16 protein-coding genes are annotated in these 13472 nt (G+C 64.6%); 11 read left to right on the top strand and 5 right to left on the bottom strand.

Annotated features, from left to right (window positions below):
- Position 1 precedes the first annotated feature (1 nt).
- Positions 2 to 304, bottom strand: coding sequence for a helix-turn-helix transcriptional regulator (locus N7650_RS10440; RefSeq protein WP_064303875.1), 303 nt, complete (start codon positions 302 to 304; stop codon positions 2 to 4).
- Between the two features lie 234 nt (positions 305 to 538).
- Between N7650_RS10440 and N7650_RS10435 the strand changes: the two genes are divergently transcribed.
- Positions 539 to 1141, top strand: a complete 603-nt coding sequence (locus N7650_RS10435; RefSeq protein WP_279898107.1) for an ACP phosphodiesterase — start codon at positions 539 to 541, stop codon at positions 1139 to 1141.
- On the opposite strand, the gene N7650_RS10430 is transcribed toward N7650_RS10435, so the two are convergent.
- Positions 1117 to 1902 (bottom strand): lysophospholipid acyltransferase family protein, encoded by a 786-nt coding sequence (locus N7650_RS10430; RefSeq protein ID WP_279898106.1) that lies wholly within the window; start codon positions 1900 to 1902, stop codon positions 1117 to 1119. The two genes, N7650_RS10435 and N7650_RS10430, sit on opposite strands and share 25 nt — an antisense overlap.
- Positions 1902 to 2657, bottom strand: coding sequence for an L-ornithine N(alpha)-acyltransferase (gene olsB / locus N7650_RS10425; protein WP_009394741.1), 756 nt, complete (start codon positions 2655 to 2657; stop codon positions 1902 to 1904). Before olsB ends, N7650_RS10430 begins: the two co-directional genes overlap by 1 nt.
- A 133-nt stretch (positions 2658 to 2790) precedes the next feature.
- Between olsB and N7650_RS10420 the strand changes: the two genes are divergently transcribed.
- The 7 genes from N7650_RS10420 to N7650_RS10390 all read left to right on the top strand — a co-directional run bounded on the left by N7650_RS10420 (position 2791) and on the right by N7650_RS10390 (position 7933).
- The gene (locus N7650_RS10420; protein ID WP_279898105.1) at positions 2791 to 3681 is read left to right on the top strand and encodes an acyl-CoA dehydrogenase family protein; all 891 of its coding nucleotides are present in this window, start codon (positions 2791 to 2793) and stop codon (positions 3679 to 3681) included.
- A gap of 164 nt (positions 3682 to 3845) precedes the next feature.
- Entirely contained in the window at positions 3846 to 4868 is a 1023-nt protein-coding gene (locus N7650_RS10415; protein ID WP_279898104.1) for a serine hydrolase, read from the top strand.
- Positions 4865 to 5161, top strand: a complete 297-nt coding sequence (locus N7650_RS10410) for a hypothetical protein (protein ID WP_009394744.1) — start codon at positions 4865 to 4867, stop codon at positions 5159 to 5161. The genes N7650_RS10415 and N7650_RS10410 overlap by 4 nt, the downstream gene beginning before the upstream one ends.
- A gap of 45 nt (positions 5162 to 5206) precedes the next feature.
- Complete coding sequence (locus N7650_RS10405; RefSeq protein ID WP_009394745.1) at positions 5207 to 5788, top strand: YceI family protein; 582 nt, start codon at positions 5207 to 5209, stop codon at positions 5786 to 5788.
- A 1-nt stretch (position 5789) separates the two neighbouring features.
- The gene (locus N7650_RS10400) at positions 5790 to 6947 is read left to right on the top strand and encodes a phosphatidylserine/phosphatidylglycerophosphate/cardiolipin synthase family protein (RefSeq protein ID WP_279898103.1); all 1158 of its coding nucleotides are present in this window, start codon (positions 5790 to 5792) and stop codon (positions 6945 to 6947) included.
- A 93-nt stretch (positions 6948 to 7040) separates the two neighbouring features.
- A complete protein-coding gene (locus N7650_RS10395) occupies positions 7041 to 7622 on the top strand; it encodes a DJ-1/PfpI family protein (RefSeq protein WP_009394747.1) in 582 nt (193 codons plus the stop codon).
- Between the two features lie 11 nt (positions 7623 to 7633).
- Positions 7634 to 7933, top strand: coding sequence for a ribbon-helix-helix domain-containing protein (locus tag N7650_RS10390; protein WP_279898102.1), 300 nt, complete (start codon positions 7634 to 7636; stop codon positions 7931 to 7933).
- 70 nt (positions 7934 to 8003) lie between these two features.
- On the opposite strand, the gene N7650_RS10385 is transcribed toward N7650_RS10390, so the two are convergent.
- Complete coding sequence (locus N7650_RS10385) at positions 8004 to 9527, bottom strand: fumarate hydratase (protein ID WP_009394749.1); 1524 nt, start codon at positions 9525 to 9527, stop codon at positions 8004 to 8006.
- Between the two features lie 268 nt (positions 9528 to 9795).
- Between N7650_RS10385 and N7650_RS10380 the strand changes: the two genes are divergently transcribed.
- Positions 9796 to 10731 carry an iron-sulfur-binding ferredoxin reductase gene (locus N7650_RS10380; protein ID WP_279898101.1) on the top strand — a complete coding sequence of 312 codons (936 nt, stop codon included), beginning with the start codon at positions 9796 to 9798 and terminating at the stop codon, positions 10729 to 10731.
- A gap of 142 nt (positions 10732 to 10873) precedes the next feature.
- Here the strand turns inward: N7650_RS10380 and pyk are convergent, their stop codons facing one another.
- A complete protein-coding gene (pyk, locus tag N7650_RS10375; protein ID WP_009394751.1) occupies positions 10874 to 12325 on the bottom strand; it encodes a pyruvate kinase in 1452 nt (483 codons plus the stop codon).
- 222 nt (positions 12326 to 12547) lie between these two features.
- Here pyk and N7650_RS10370 point away from each other — a divergent pair, with 222 nt between their 5' ends.
- Together N7650_RS10370 and N7650_RS10365 are read left to right on the top strand one after the other, a co-directional pair.
- Positions 12548 to 12934: a hypothetical protein gene (locus N7650_RS10370; protein ID WP_009394752.1), complete on the top strand. Its 387-nt coding sequence runs from the start codon at positions 12548 to 12550 to the stop codon at positions 12932 to 12934.
- A gap of 146 nt (positions 12935 to 13080) precedes the next feature.
- Positions 13081 to 13440, top strand: a complete 360-nt coding sequence (locus N7650_RS10365) for a hypothetical protein (protein WP_009394753.1) — start codon at positions 13081 to 13083, stop codon at positions 13438 to 13440.
- The last annotated feature ends 32 nt before the right edge of the window (positions 13441 to 13472 follow it).

Raw genomic sequence — 13472 nt, 5'->3', positions numbered from 1 at the left:
TTCAGAGCTCGCGGCTCAGTTGCGCGAGGAACGCCTGGATGGTGTCCTCGTTGCGTTTGAAGAAATTCCACTGCCCGACCTTGTGGCTGCTGACCAGGCCGGCCCTTTGCAGGGTCGCCAGGTGCGCCGATACGGTGGACTGCGACAGGCCGCAGCGCTGGTCGATCTGCCCTGCGCACACGCCGTTGTCGAGGCTGTGGTGCTGGTCGGGGAAGCAGGCCTGCGGGTCTTTCAGCCAACCGAGGATTTCTCGCCGCACCGGGTGGGCAAGGGCTTTTATTATTTCGTCGAGATCAAGAGGCATGGTCGGGCTCGTGGGTGTGTAGCGGTATATCGCGATGGGACGAAATATAAATCGGTATTTCGCGATATACAAATATGAAAAGGTTCGGGGTGTAGAAAAAATCGGTATATGGCGGCGTTCTTGAGGGCCTCATCGCTGGCAAGCCAGCTCCCACAGGTTACGCGATCCTGTGGGAGCTGGCTTGCCAGCGATGAGGCCCTCAAAGAGCAACACAATGCCTTAGACTCATACCCCATGAACTACCTAGCCCACCTCCACCTCGGCGGCGACCAGCCCGAGCAACTGCTCGGCAGCCTGTACGGCGACTTCGTCAAGGGCCCGCTGGAAGGCCGTTTCCCGCTGCGCCTGGAACAGGCCATCCGCCTGCACCGGCATATCGATACCTTCACCGACAGCCATCCGCTGGTGCTCGCCGCCCTGGCGCGCTTCCCCGCCGGACGCCGGCGCTTTGCCGGAATCATCCTCGACGTGTTCTTCGATCATTGCCTGGCCCTGCACTGGCACGACTACGCCACGCAGCCGCTGCCGCAGTTCACCGCGCGGGTGTACCAGATACTGAACGGGGAGCCGGCGCTGCCGGGCCGCCTGGCGCAGATCGCGCCTTTGATGGCGGCCGGCGACTGGCTGGGGTCGTACCGCGAGTTCGCGGTGCTGGAGCAGGTGTTCCGCGGCATCGCCCGGCGGCTGTCACGCCCGGAAGGCCTGGCCGGGGCCATGGGCGAGGTGGAAACCCTGTATCCGCTGCTGCTGGAGGACTTCCGCCAGTTCTATCCGCAGTTGCAGGCCTTCGCCGCTGCGGCGCTGGCCGATCCTCAGGCCGCCCTGGCGCGGCGCTGAGGCAGGTTTTCGGCTGCCTCGCCGAACAGCGCCCGGCTTACCGCCTGCTGCGCCTGGAATGCCAGCGCCGCCCGTTCCTCACCTTTGCTGGCGATCGGTTCCAGCAACTGCACCTCGACTTCACTGCACGGTTGGCCGAACAGGCGCATCAGGTGCGACAGCAGATCGTCATCGCCAATGAACGGTGCGATCGGGTCTATCCGGCCTTCGCGCAGATAGCGCACAGCTACTGGTTGCAGCGGCACCTCGCTGTCGATGGCGCTGGCCAGCAGCCGGCCGTGGAAGGTACGCAGGCCACGGCCATCGGTGGTGGTGCCTTCGGGGAAGATAAGCAGCGGGCATTGCCGGGCCAGGTGCTGGGTGATCTGCCGGCGCAGCAACTGGCTGTCGCCACCACCACGGCGGATGAACAGGGTCCCGGCCTTGTGTGCAAGCCACCCGGCCACCGGCCAGGTGCGCACTTCGGCCTTGGATAGGAAGGACAGCGGAGCCAGCATGCCCAGCACCGGGATATCGGTCCACGACACATGGTTGCTGACCCACAGCATCGGCTGGCTGGGCAGTTCGCCGATCACCTTGACCCGCAGCGGCAAGGCATTGACCAGGCGCTTCATGAAGATCTGCGACCAACGCTGGCGGCGTTGCGCCGACGCGTTCATACCCAGGCGCTCGAACAGGCCGAACAGCGTGGCCATGCCCAGCCCCAGCGCCACCACCAGCAGCAGCCGGGCGATGCGGGCGAACACCCGCAGGCGCTGCATCACACCGCCGCCTTGAAGTGCCGGGCGTAGCGCGGGCAGAGCTCGTCACGCTTGAGCAGGATGAACACATCGGCGACCTGGAAATCCTCGTCCCAGCACGGTTCGCCACAGATCTTCGCGCCCAGGCGCATGTAGGCCTTGAGCAAGGGCGGCATCTGCGCCACCACGTTGCCCGGCAGGGCCAGGCTCGGCAGCGGGTTCTTCGGCTCGGCGCGCAGGTGGTCGGTGCACAGGTGCTGTTCGCGCAGGCGCTGCATGATCGCATGGGCCTGGATCCCGCCGTCCTGCATCGGGATGCTGGCGCAGCCCATCAGGTAGCGGTACTGGCCTTCGTTGAGGATCTCGGCCAGTTCGCTCCACAGCACGGCGATGGTGCCACCGTTGCGGTAGGCGGCATCGACGCAGGTGCGGCCGAGCTCGAGGATCGGGCCTTGCAGATGCACCAGCCCGTCCAGGCTGAACTCTTCCTCGCTGTAGAAGCGGCCCAGGCTGCTGGCAGCGCGATGGTCGAGCAGGCGGGTGGTGGCGACGAGGCGGCCGCTATTGAGGTCGCGCACGCCGATATGCATGCAGTGGGCGTCGTAGTCGTCCATGTCCAGGCCCAGCTCGGCACCCTTCAGTTTCGCCTTGAATTCACCGCTGAACACGCTGAAACGCAGGGCCTGGGCTTCGCGAAGGGCAGCCGGGCCCACCAGGCGTTCGGCTTGCAGACGGCGTTCAGTGCAGTTGTCGCCAGAGCGAGCGATCCGAGTCATTGCATGTCTCCATAAGCCAGCCATGGGGTTGCGGCCGGTCGGCTTTGTTGTGCAAGCTCAGCCTAGGCAGAGGGGGTGTCACCCCCATGAATGTTTAGTGATGCTTGTATGACAGGCCTCAAGGAGTTCCTCGATGAGCTGGCTGGAACGTCTCGACCGACCGCTTTCCCAACCCCTTCCGGTCAACCTCGGCGACAGCTGGGCGGCACTGCTGGAACGTCTCGGGCCGGTGTCGCCCTTCGAACTTGCGGTGCTCGGTGGCAAGGCCATGCCGACGCCGGGGCTGGCGTTCCTGGCCGGTTACCAGGCGGCCTTGCGGGTACTCTGGCCCAGTGCACCGGAGGGCCTTGGCGCACTGTGTGCCAGCGAGAAACGCAGCGTGCGCCCGGCGGACATGCACATGCGCCTGGACCTGGAGGCACTGCGCCTGACCGGCAGCAAGGATTTCGTCACCGGCGGACATGAGGCGGACTGGCTGCTGGTGGCGGCGCGCAGCGAAGCACCGGGAGAAGCACCACGGATCAGCCTGGCGGTGGTCTATCCGGGCGAGCCGGGAGTGCGCCTCGATCCGTTGCCGACCTTGCCGCTGATGCCGGAAGTGGGGCATGCACGACTGCACCTGGAGCAGGCCTTGTGCGAGCGCTTGGCAGGGGATGGCTGGGATGCCTATGTGAAGCCGTTCCGCTCGCTGGAAGACCTCTACGTGCTCAGCGCGTTGGTAGCCTGGTTGTACGGCATCGGCCGTTCCCAGGGCTGGTCCCAAGGGTTGATCCTGCGCTTGCTGGCGCTGCTCGGCGGGTGTGCCGAGGGCAGCCGGCAGAACGCCGAATCGCCGGCCTGTCACTTGTTGCTGGGCGGGTTGTTCGCCCAGTTCGGCGAACTGCGCGACGAAATCAACGCAGCGCTGGCGGCGAGCGAAGGGGAGTGGGCCGACCTGTGGATGCGCGATCAGGGGATCCTGGAAATTGCCAGTGCGGCGCGGGCCAAGCGCCTGGCCAAGGCCTGGGGGCAGGCCGGGTTCTGAGTTGTGGCTGATGGCCTCATCGCTGGCAAGCCAGCTCCCACAGGGATCGAGTGCACCGCAAATCCTGTGGGAGCTGGCTTGCCAGCGATGAGGCCCGAGGGAACACCCTCCACCTGTCATGAACCCCGGCTACCCTTGCCCGATCACGCAGCCGGGTACCGACCATGCGCACCGCGCTCTTCGCCTTCCTCCTCTTTATCCTTACCCCCGCCCGGGCCGACGAGTCGGCCTTGCAGGCCTATGCCTTTCCCCCTCGCGATGACCAGGCCCGCGAAGGCATCCGCACCGACGCCCTGCTGGTGATCCAGAACGGCAGGATCGTCTACGAGCACTACGCCGCGCCGACCGGCGCCGATACCCCGCACCTCACCTGGTCCGTCAGCAAGAGCGTGATGGCCACGGTCCTTGGCGTGGCCTATGGCGAAGGCCGCTTCAAGCTGGATGACCCGGTTGCCACCTTCTACCCGCCGATAACGGACCATCCCCAGGTACGCATCCAGGACCTGATGCACTGGGCCAGCGGACTCGACTGGCAGGAAGACTATGAATATGCCCCGCTGAAATCCTCGGTGGTCGCCATGCTCTACACCTCCGGGCGCAAGGATATGGCCGGCTTTACCGCGGCCCATGTTTCAGCCGCTGCGCCGGGCGAACGTTTCCTTTATTCCAGCGGCGACAGCAATCTCCTCGCCGCCGCCCTGCGTCGGATGGTCGGCGCCGAGCACTATCCCGACTATCCCTGGACCGCACTGTTCCAGCCCCTCGGTATCGAAAGGGCGGTCTGGGAGCGTGATGCCCGCGGCACCTTCGTCGGTTCCTCCTATCTGTACATGACCGCCCGCGAACTGGCGCGCATTGGCCAACTGATGCTCGACGACGGCCGCTGGCAAGGCCGGCAACTGCTTCCGGCGGACTGGGTGGAATTCACCCGCACGCCGTTCGCCGGTGCCGCTGTCGAGCCCGGCGAAGCGACACCCGGCGCACAATGGTGGCTGAACAGCGCCCTGGCCTGGCCGGACGCGCCGAGCGACACCTTCGCCGCCCTCGGCCACTGGGGCCAGGGCCTCTACGTACTGCCGAAACAGAAGCTGGTGATCGTGCGCTACGCCGACGATCGCGACGGCAGCTTCCAGCACAACACCCTGCTGCGTCATGTCCTTGCCGCCTTCCCCGGAGAACAGCGATGAAACGCCTGTTGCTGCTGGTTCTCCTTGGCCTGCTGGCCTGGGGCTGGTCGGAGCGCGCGGCCTTGAGTGCCTTCCCTGGCATTCTCAGTGCCTATTCGGCCAAGGAGTTCTGCTCGTGCCGCTATGTGATGGGCCTGGATACCGGCTACTGCCAGGCCTACGTGAAGCAATGGCTGCCGTTGAGCGAGTTGCGTGACGATGTGCCGGCCCGCCGCGTCGAGGCCCGTGGGCTTGGGCGCAGCGCCAGTGCCCAATGGCTGGGGCCGCGCGAGGGCTGCCGCTTGCTGCCGTGAGGACGGGCGGTTAAGGTTGAGCGCCAAAGTGTTTCAGGATTTCGCATGCCCAGTCCGCTCCGCCTTCTGCTCGCCTCCTTGGCGATCGTCTGTCTTCCCGTTCAGGCCAACTGGTACCTGGACAACGAGTCATCCCGCCTTTCCTTCATCAGCAGCAAGAACGGCGATGTGTCCGAAGTGCACCGCTTCCTGGTGCTGCACGGCAAGGTGGATCGCAAAGGGGCGGCGGCATTGCAGGTGGAGATGGATTCGGTCAGCAGCGGTATCCCGCTGCGCGACGAACGCATGCGCAAGGATCTGTTCGCCGTAGAAACCTTCCCCGAGGCGACCATCAGTGCCCAGCTCGACCTGCGTCCGATCAACGACCTGGCCAATGGCGCGCAACTGGAACTGCGCCTGCCGGTCAACGTGACCCTGCACGGCAAGACCCACGCCTATAACGCCCAGTTGCTCGCCACCCGCCTCGACGAACGCCGCTTCCAGGTGGTAACCCTGGAACCGCTGATCCTGCGCGCCGAGCATTTCGATCTGGCCCCCGGCCTGGAAACCTTGCGCAAGGCCGCCGGACTGAAGTCGATCAACCTCTCGGTGCCGGTGGGTGCGGTGCTGATCTTCACGGCGCGCTGACATGGCCGGGCCGGTCTTTCCCTGGCGTTCCGGAAATCAATTCGAACTGCTGATCGACGGTCCGGCGTTTTTCCCGCCCATGCTCACGGCCATCGCCCGGGCCGAATTCCAGGTGGACCTGGAACTGTACCTGGTGGAAGCGGGTGCCTGCGCCGAAGCCATGGTCCAGGCCCTGGTCAGCGCGGCGGAGCGCGGTGTGCAGGTGCGCTGCCTGTTCGATGACTATGGCTCGCTGGCCTTCACCCTGGGCCTGCGCCAACGCTTGCAGGCGGCTGGTGTCGAGCTGCGCTGGTATAACCGTCTGCGCTGGCGCCGGGGTTTTCGCAATCTTTATCGCGACCATCGCAAGATTCTCCTCGTCGATCAGGCCGTTGCCTGGGTGGGCGGAACCGGGGTTACCGACGAGTTCTGGAATCCCGGCGAGAACGCCAGCGACTGGCATGAAGTGATGGTGCAGATGCAGGGGCCGCTGGTGGCGGACTGGCAAATGCTCTTCGATCGCCAGTGGCGCGCCAACCTGCGGCGTGTCGCCTGGCGGCCGCCGACCCATTTCGGCCTGCCGCGCTTGCCGCGTGCGCCGGCCAGTGGCGAGGGGCTGGGCCGGGTGGCCTACGCCGACGCCCGGCAACACCGCGATATCCTGCAATCGCTGGTGCGCGCACTGAACAGCAGCCAGCGTCGCATCTGGCTGGCCACCCCGTATTTCCTGCCGACCTGGAAAGTCCGTCGCGCCCTGCGCCGCGCCGCGTCAAGGGGCATCGATGTGCGCCTGCTGCTGACCGGGCCGCGCACCGATCATCCGTCGGTACGCTACGCCGGTCATCGCTATTACCCGCGCCTGCTGCGTGCCGGGGTGAAGATCTTCGAATACCAGCCGTGTTTCCTGCACCTGAAGATGGTGGCGGTAGACGATTGGGTCAGCATCGGCTCGTGCAACTTCGATCATTGGAACCTGCGCTTCAACCTCGAAGCGAACGTCGAAGCCATCGACCCGCTGCTGAACCAGGCGGTGAGCGAGAGTTTCGTCCGCGATTTTGCCTTGAGTCGCGAGGTCAACCTCGATGACTGGCGCGCCCGGCCGCTGTGGCGGCGGGTGCAGCAGCGCATCTGGGGCTGGCTGGATCGGCTGGTGGTGAATCTGCTGGATCGGCGCGATTGATCCTGACGTAGTAGGCGCCTATTACCCGCAAGCCTGAGCCAAGGTCTAACGTGTCTGGGTACCTTTTCCCCTGCACACGAAGGAGAACGTGAAATGGCGGCCAAGAAAATTCTGATGCTGGTGGGCGACTACGTCGAAGACTACGAGGTGATGGTGCCGTTCCAGGCCCTGCAGATGGTCGGTCATACCGTGCATGCGGTGTGTCCGGGCAAGCAATCCGGGCAGTCGGTACGCACCGCGATCCACGACTTCGAAGGCGACCAGACCTACAGTGAAAAGCCCGGACACAACTTCGCCCTGAATTTCGATTTCGCCAAGGTCAGGTCCGAGGACTACGACGCCCTGGTGATCCCGGGTGGCCGCGCGCCGGAGTACCTGCGCCTGAACGAGGAAGTGCTGGCGCTGGTGAAAGCCATCGACCAGGCCGGCAAGCCGATTGCCGCGGTTTGCCACGGTGCGCAACTGCTGGCCGCCGCCGGGGTGCTGGAAGGTCGCGAATGCAGCGCCTATCCGGCCTGTGCGCCGGAAGTGAAACTGGCGGGCGGCCGCTACATCGACATCGAGGTCACCCAGGCTCATGTCCAGGGCAATCTCGCCAGCGCCCCTGCCTGGCCGGCGCATCCGGCCTGGCTGGCGGGTTTCCTCGGGCTTCTGGGCACCCGTATCACCCTGTGAGGTAACCGCAGATGTGCGAGCTTTACGTCAGGGCCGACCCGATTCTCTACGAGTCCCGCAGCCGCTCGCTGCGCATTCGCGGGGTGGTGACCACCTTGCGCCTGGAAAACCAGTTCTGGGATGTGCTTCGGGAAATCGCCGAGGTCGACGGGATGACCACCAACCAGCTGATCAGCAAGCTGTACGACGAGGTCATGGAGTACCGCGGCGAAGTGGTGAACTTCGCCTCGTTCCTGCGGGTGAGCTGTATCCGCTACCTGGGCCAGCGCCGCAGCGCCGAGCCGGTCCCCTTGAAAGCCGTCGCGCGTTGACCCAATAAAAAAGCGGCGTGGAATCCACGCCGCTTTTGCTTTTGAAGCTGGCCGCTTGAAGCGTGCGGCGTTACTTCACTTCCACTGCCAGGCTTTCGGCGATCTTGCTCTGCCAGATCGCAGGGCCGGTGATGTGTACCGACTCGCCCTTGCTGTCCACCGCAACGGTGACCGGCATGTCCTTGACCTCGAACTCGTAGATCGCTTCCATGCCCAGTTCGGCGAAGGCCAGCACCTGGGACTTCTTGATCGCCTGGGCGACCAGGTAGGCAGCGCCGCCCACGGCCATCAGGTACACGGCCTTGTTGTCCTTGATCGCGTCGATCGCGGTCGGGCCACGCTCGGACTTGCCGATCATGCCCAGCAGACCGGTCTGCTCGAGGATCTGGCGGGTGAACTTGTCCATGCGGGTCGCGGTGGTCGGGCCAGCCGGGCCAACCACTTCTTCGCGGACCGGGTCGACCGGGCCGACGTAGTAGATGAAGCGACCTTTCAGGTCTACCGGCAGCTCTTCGCCGCGGTTGAGCATTTCGACCATGCGCTTGTGCGCAGCGTCGCGGCCGGTGAGCATCTTGCCGTTGAGCAGGATGGTCTCGCCCGGTTTCCAGCTCTGCACCTCTTCCGGGGTCAGGGTGTCGAGGTTGACACGGCGAGCCGACGGGCCGGCTTCCCAGACGATTTCCGGGTAGGCGTCCAGCGACGGCGCTTCCAGTTCGGCCGGGCCGGAGCCATCCAGCACGAAGTGGGCGTGACGGGTAGCGGCGCAGTTCGGGATCATGCACACCGGCAAGGACGCGGCGTGGGTCGGGTAGTCCATGATCTTCACGTCGAGCACGGTGGTCAGGCCGCCGAGGCCCTGGGCACCGATACCCAGCTGGTTGACCTTGTCGAACAGCTCCAGGCGCAGTTCCTCGATGCGGTTCTGCGGGCCGCGGGCTTTCAGCTCATGGATGTCGATCGACTCCATCAGCACTTCCTTGGCCATCACCGCGGCCTTCTCGGCGGTACCGCCGATGCCGATGCCGAGCATGCCGGGCGGGCACCAGCCAGCGCCCATGGTCGGCACGGTCTTCAGTACCCAGTCGACGATCGAGTCGGACGGGTTGAGCATGGCCATCTTCGACTTGTTCTCGGAACCGCCGCCCTTGGCTGCCACGTCCACTTCCACGGTATTGCCCGGGACGATGGAGTAGTGGATGACCGCCGGCGTGTTGTCCTTGGTGTTCTTGCGGGCGCCGGCCGGGTCGGCCAGGATCGAGGCACGCAGGACGTTGTCCGGCAGGTTGTAGGCGCGACGCACGCCCTCGTTGATCATGTCGTCGACGCTCATGGTGGCGCCGTCCCAGCTCACGTCCATGCCGACGCGCACGAACACGGTGACGATGCCGGTGTCCTGGCAGATCGGACGGTGGCCGGTGGCGCACATGCGCGAGTTGATCAGGATCTGGGCGATGGAATCACGCGCGGCTGGCGACTCCTCGCGCAGATAGGCTTCGTGCATCGCCTGGATGAAATCGACGGGGTGGTAGTACGAAATGAATTGCAGGGCATCGGCGACGCTCTGAATCAGGTCGTCTTGCTTGATCACGGTCATGCAGCGCGCTCCTCTTAAACACGGGAACATTCAATAGGTATTCCGACGCGGACAGGCCGAGGTGTCGAAACGACCTTTCAGACGCGCCGCGACAAAATGCCCGACGCAAAAAAGGCGCGGCAGTATAGCGCGGCTCGGCCGTTGGTACACGCGCCAGTGGTCCAACCATGGTCGGTGATCGCACGGCATCGTTCTTGCTGTTTCTCCTGGCCTGTCAATCGGAACGAGCCTAGATTGGCGTATGAATAGTCAGTGGAGATGAACAGCAATGCCTGAACTGCAGGTCGGCGAACGCCAATGGTCCGTTGCACCCGGCAGCAATCTGCTCGATGCGCTCAATGATGCAGGCTGTGGCGTGCCCTACAGCTGTCGGGCCGGGAGCTGCCATGCCTGCCTGGTGCGCTGTGTCGAAGGTGAGCCGGAGGACGGGCGGCCGGAGGCATTGAGCGCGGCGCAGCGCGAGTTGGGCTGGCACCTGGCGTGTCAGTGCCGGATCGGAATGGACCTGCGGGTTGCGTTGTTCGATCCGAAGACCGATGGCCAGCCGGCGCAGGTCGTTTCGGTGGATTGGCTGGGCGATGTCCTGCGCTTGCGCCTGAAACCGCTGAACGGCTTGCGTTACCAGGTAGGGCAGCATCTGTTGCTATGGAACGCCCTGGGCGTGGCACGGCCCTATTCCCTGGCGAGCGTGCCTGGGAAGGATCCGTGGCTGGAGTTCCATATCGACTGTCGCCAGCCGGGTGCATTCTGCACGCCAGCGCGGCATCTGCTCGAAGGGGCGGAGTTGCGGCTCGGCGAGCTGCGTGCCGGCGGCCTGCACTACGACCCGGACTGGCAGGAGCGGCCGCTCTGGCTGCTGGCAGCGGGAACGGGGCTGGCGCCGTTGTGGGGCATCCTGCGCGAAGCCTTGCGCCAGGAGCATCGCGGGCCGATCCGCGTGCTCCATCTGGCGCGGGACGAGGGGGGGCATTATCTGGCCGAGGAATTGAGGGAGAGGACGGCGCGGCATCCGCAGTTGCAGGTGGAGCTGGTGACCCCGACGGAATTGCCTGTGGCACTGGCGGCCTTGCGCGTGCAATCGCGGCAGACGGTGGCGCTGGTGTGCGGGGCGCCGGGGAGTGTGGAGGCGTTTTCGCGGCGGTTGTTTTTGGCGGGGGTGCCTCGTAATCAGGTGTATTCAGACCTTTTTGTGGGGCATGTGTAGGCCTCATCGCTGGCAAGCCAGCTCCTACAAGGATCGCATGCACCACGGACCCTGTGGGAGCTGGCTTGCCAGCGATAGGGCCCGAAAGAACAATAAAAAACGCCCGGCTCAAGTCCGGGCGTTTTCATTCACAGCAGCAACATCAAACCAGCGGATCACCGACATGCAGGATCTTCATGCCATTGGTGCCACCGATGGTGTGGTAGCTGTCACCCTTGGTCAGGATGACCCAGTCACCCTGCTCGACCACGCCGAGCTTGAGCAGCTCGTCCACCGCGGCCTGGCTGACCTTTTCCGCCGGCAGCGCTGCCGGATCGAACGGCACGGTGTAGACCCCGCGGAACAGGGCAACGCGGGCCTGGGTTTCGCGGTGCGGGGAGAAGGCGAAGATCGGGATCGAGGAGCGGATTCGCGACATGATCAGCGGGGTGTAGCCACTTTCGGTCAGGGCGATGATCGCCTTGACGCCCGGGAAGTGGTTGGCAGTGTACATGGCAGCCAGGGCGATGCTTTCATCGCAGCGGCTGAATTGGGTGCCCATGCGGTGGCTGGAGGTCTTGCTGGTCGGGTGCTTTTCCGCGCCAAGGCAGATTCGCGCCATGGCCTGCACGGCTTCCAGCGGGTAGGCACCGGCGGCACTCTCGGCCGAGAGCATCACCGCGTCGGTGTAGTCCAGCACGGCGTTGGACACGTCGGACACTTCGGCGCGGGTCGGCATCGGGTTCTGGATCATCGACTCCATCATCTGGGTCGCGACGATCACCGCTTTGTTATGGCGGCGCGAGTGCAGAATGATCTTCTTCTGGATGCCCACCAGCTCGGCATCGCCGATTTCCACGCCGAGGTCGCCACGGGCCACCATCACCGCGTCACTGGCGCGGATCAGGCCGTCGAGGGTCTCGTCGTCGGCCACGGCTTCGGCGCGCTCGATCTTGGCCACCAGCCAGGCAGTACCGCCGGCTTCGTCGCGCAGGCGGCGGGCATATTCCATGTCCGATGCATCACGGGGGAAGGACACGGCCAGGTAGTCCAGGTCCATTTCCGCGGCGAGCTTGATGTCGGCCTTGTCTTTCTCGGTCAGGGCCGGGGCGGTCAGGCCGCCACCCTTGCGGTTGATGCCCTTGTGGTCGGACAGCGGGCCGCCGATCAGCACCACGCAGTGCAGCGAGTCGGCGGTGGCGGTTTCGACGCGCATGACCACGCGGCCATCGTCGAGCAGCAGTTCGTCACCGACGCCGCAGTCCTTTACCAGGTCCGGATAGTCGATGCCGACGATTTCCTGGGTACCAGCGGTCAGCGGGTGCGCGGTGGAGAAGGTGAAACGGTCGCCCACCTTCAGTTCGATACGTTTGTTGGTGAACTTGGCGATGCGGATCTTCGGACCCTGCAGATCGCCCAGCAGCGCCACGTGGCGATTGTGGCGGGCAGCGATGTCACGGATCAGCCGGGCACGCGCCTTGTGCTCGTCCGGGGTGCCGTGGGAGAAGTTCAGGCGGGCGACATCCAGGCCGGCGAGGATCAGCTGTTCGATTACTTCCGGTGAATTGCTGGCGGGGCCGAGGGTGGCGACGATTTTGGTACGGCGGATGGTCATGCACAGACTCCTGTAGTGAAGCGCAGCGAAAGGCTACTCCTGAAAAACGCTGTAGTCATTGTTCCTTTGCACTACCTTGGGAGGGGGCAGGGCGGGCGTTTGAACGGGCGCTGGAGCTGCAAGCTACAAGCCTCAAGCTACAAGCAAGAGTGGGTCTTGCAGTTTCGTGGTTGAAGAATTCCGCTGAGGCGCCGATACACAGTCCATCAAAGGAGAATTCCCATGCGAGCCCTGATTGTCTTGGCGCTGGCGACCAGCGTCGTCGGCTGCACCCGCTGGTCCATGGACCACCATCTGAACAATGCCTACCGGGCCTATGACCGTGGCGATTGCGAGCGGGTCACCCTGGAGTTGTCGCAGGTCGATCGCACCAGTCGCGCGCGACCGTTCATCTGGCCGGAAACGGCGTTGCTGCGTGGCCAGTGCCTGGAGCGGCAGATGCTGTTCGTCGACGCGGCGCAGACCTACAAATTCATCATCCAGCAGTACCCGCAGAACGAATACGCCTACCGGGCCCGTGCGCGCCTGCAAACGCTTGAACAGCTTGGACATTATCGCGAGGGCGAGGCCGCGACCCCGCGCCCGGCCCCGCTCGCACCGTTGCGGTGAGGCGACGGGGGGCCAATTTGCGCTGGATGCCTTGCTCCGGTCTGCGCTACTCTGAGTGAAACAGACTGTGTACAACCAGCGTGCACCTGTACAAGACGGCACTAGCGCGACCCTGCTCTAAGGGTTATCCATTGCGACCCATTGCCATGTATACCGAGCGCCGAATCGAGCGACACCTGCTCCCCAGCTTCCTCAAGGTCTACAACCGTTTCACCGATCAGCCCATCGGCTACCTGGGCTACGCATCGGAGGACGGCCTCATGTTGATCAGCACCCTGCCTTTGCTGGTCGGCCCCGACTTCGAACTGCAATTGCGCATTCCCGCCAAGGCCGGTGCCTGGCAGCGCATCAACATCACCGCCAGTTGCCTGTGGTGCCACGAGGACGAAAGCCCCGGCTTCTACGATTCGGGGTTCATGTTGCTGCAGGCACCCCGGGAGTACGACCAGTTGGTGGCGGCCCTGTTCAACTACTTCAGCTTCAGGCCGTTGCCGACATCGGCATGAGGTAGACTTCGGCGATTTACCGTTCAGGATGA

The sequence above is a fragment of the Pseudomonas sp. GD04058 genome (assembly GCF_029836855.1).
GTDB lineage: Bacteria > Pseudomonadota > Gammaproteobacteria > Pseudomonadales > Pseudomonadaceae > Aquipseudomonas > Aquipseudomonas bharatica.
Note: the sequence above shows the minus strand (reverse complement) of the source record. Positions and strands in the feature narration are given on the sequence as shown.

Excerpts from the sequence above, each read along its gene's own strand:
- N7650_RS10405 (WP_009394745.1), top strand. The coding sequence starts at position 5,207 with ATGCCCAGTCCGCTCCGCCTTCTGCTCGCCTCCTTGGCGATCGTCTGT.
- N7650_RS10370 (WP_009394752.1), top strand. The coding sequence starts at position 12,548 with ATGCGAGCCCTGATTGTCTTGGCGCTGGCGACCAGCGTCGTCGGCTGC.
- N7650_RS10415 (WP_279898104.1), top strand. The coding sequence starts at position 3,846 with ATGCGCACCGCGCTCTTCGCCTTCCTCCTCTTTATCCTTACCCCCGCC.
- N7650_RS10400 (WP_279898103.1), top strand. The coding sequence starts at position 5,790 with ATGGCCGGGCCGGTCTTTCCCTGGCGTTCCGGAAATCAATTCGAACTG.
- N7650_RS10410 (WP_009394744.1), top strand. The coding sequence starts at position 4,865 with ATGAAACGCCTGTTGCTGCTGGTTCTCCTTGGCCTGCTGGCCTGGGGC.
- N7650_RS10365 (WP_009394753.1), top strand. The coding sequence starts at position 13,081 with ATGTATACCGAGCGCCGAATCGAGCGACACCTGCTCCCCAGCTTCCTC.
- N7650_RS10440 (WP_064303875.1), bottom strand. The coding sequence starts at position 304 with ATGCCTCTTGATCTCGACGAAATAATAAAAGCCCTTGCCCACCCGGTG.
- N7650_RS10390 (WP_279898102.1), top strand. The coding sequence starts at position 7,634 with ATGTGCGAGCTTTACGTCAGGGCCGACCCGATTCTCTACGAGTCCCGC.
- pyk (WP_009394751.1), bottom strand. The coding sequence starts at position 12,325 with ATGACCATCCGCCGTACCAAAATCGTCGCCACCCTCGGCCCCGCCAGC.
- N7650_RS10420 (WP_279898105.1), top strand. The coding sequence starts at position 2,791 with ATGAGCTGGCTGGAACGTCTCGACCGACCGCTTTCCCAACCCCTTCCG.
- N7650_RS10395 (WP_009394747.1), top strand. The coding sequence starts at position 7,041 with ATGGCGGCCAAGAAAATTCTGATGCTGGTGGGCGACTACGTCGAAGAC.
- olsB (WP_009394741.1), bottom strand. The coding sequence starts at position 2,657 with ATGACTCGGATCGCTCGCTCTGGCGACAACTGCACTGAACGCCGTCTG.
- N7650_RS10430 (WP_279898106.1), bottom strand. The coding sequence starts at position 1,902 with ATGCAGCGCCTGCGGGTGTTCGCCCGCATCGCCCGGCTGCTGCTGGTG.
- N7650_RS10435 (WP_279898107.1), top strand. The coding sequence starts at position 539 with ATGAACTACCTAGCCCACCTCCACCTCGGCGGCGACCAGCCCGAGCAA.
- N7650_RS10380 (WP_279898101.1), top strand. The coding sequence starts at position 9,796 with ATGCCTGAACTGCAGGTCGGCGAACGCCAATGGTCCGTTGCACCCGGC.
- N7650_RS10385 (WP_009394749.1), bottom strand. The coding sequence starts at position 9,527 with ATGACCGTGATCAAGCAAGACGACCTGATTCAGAGCGTCGCCGATGCC.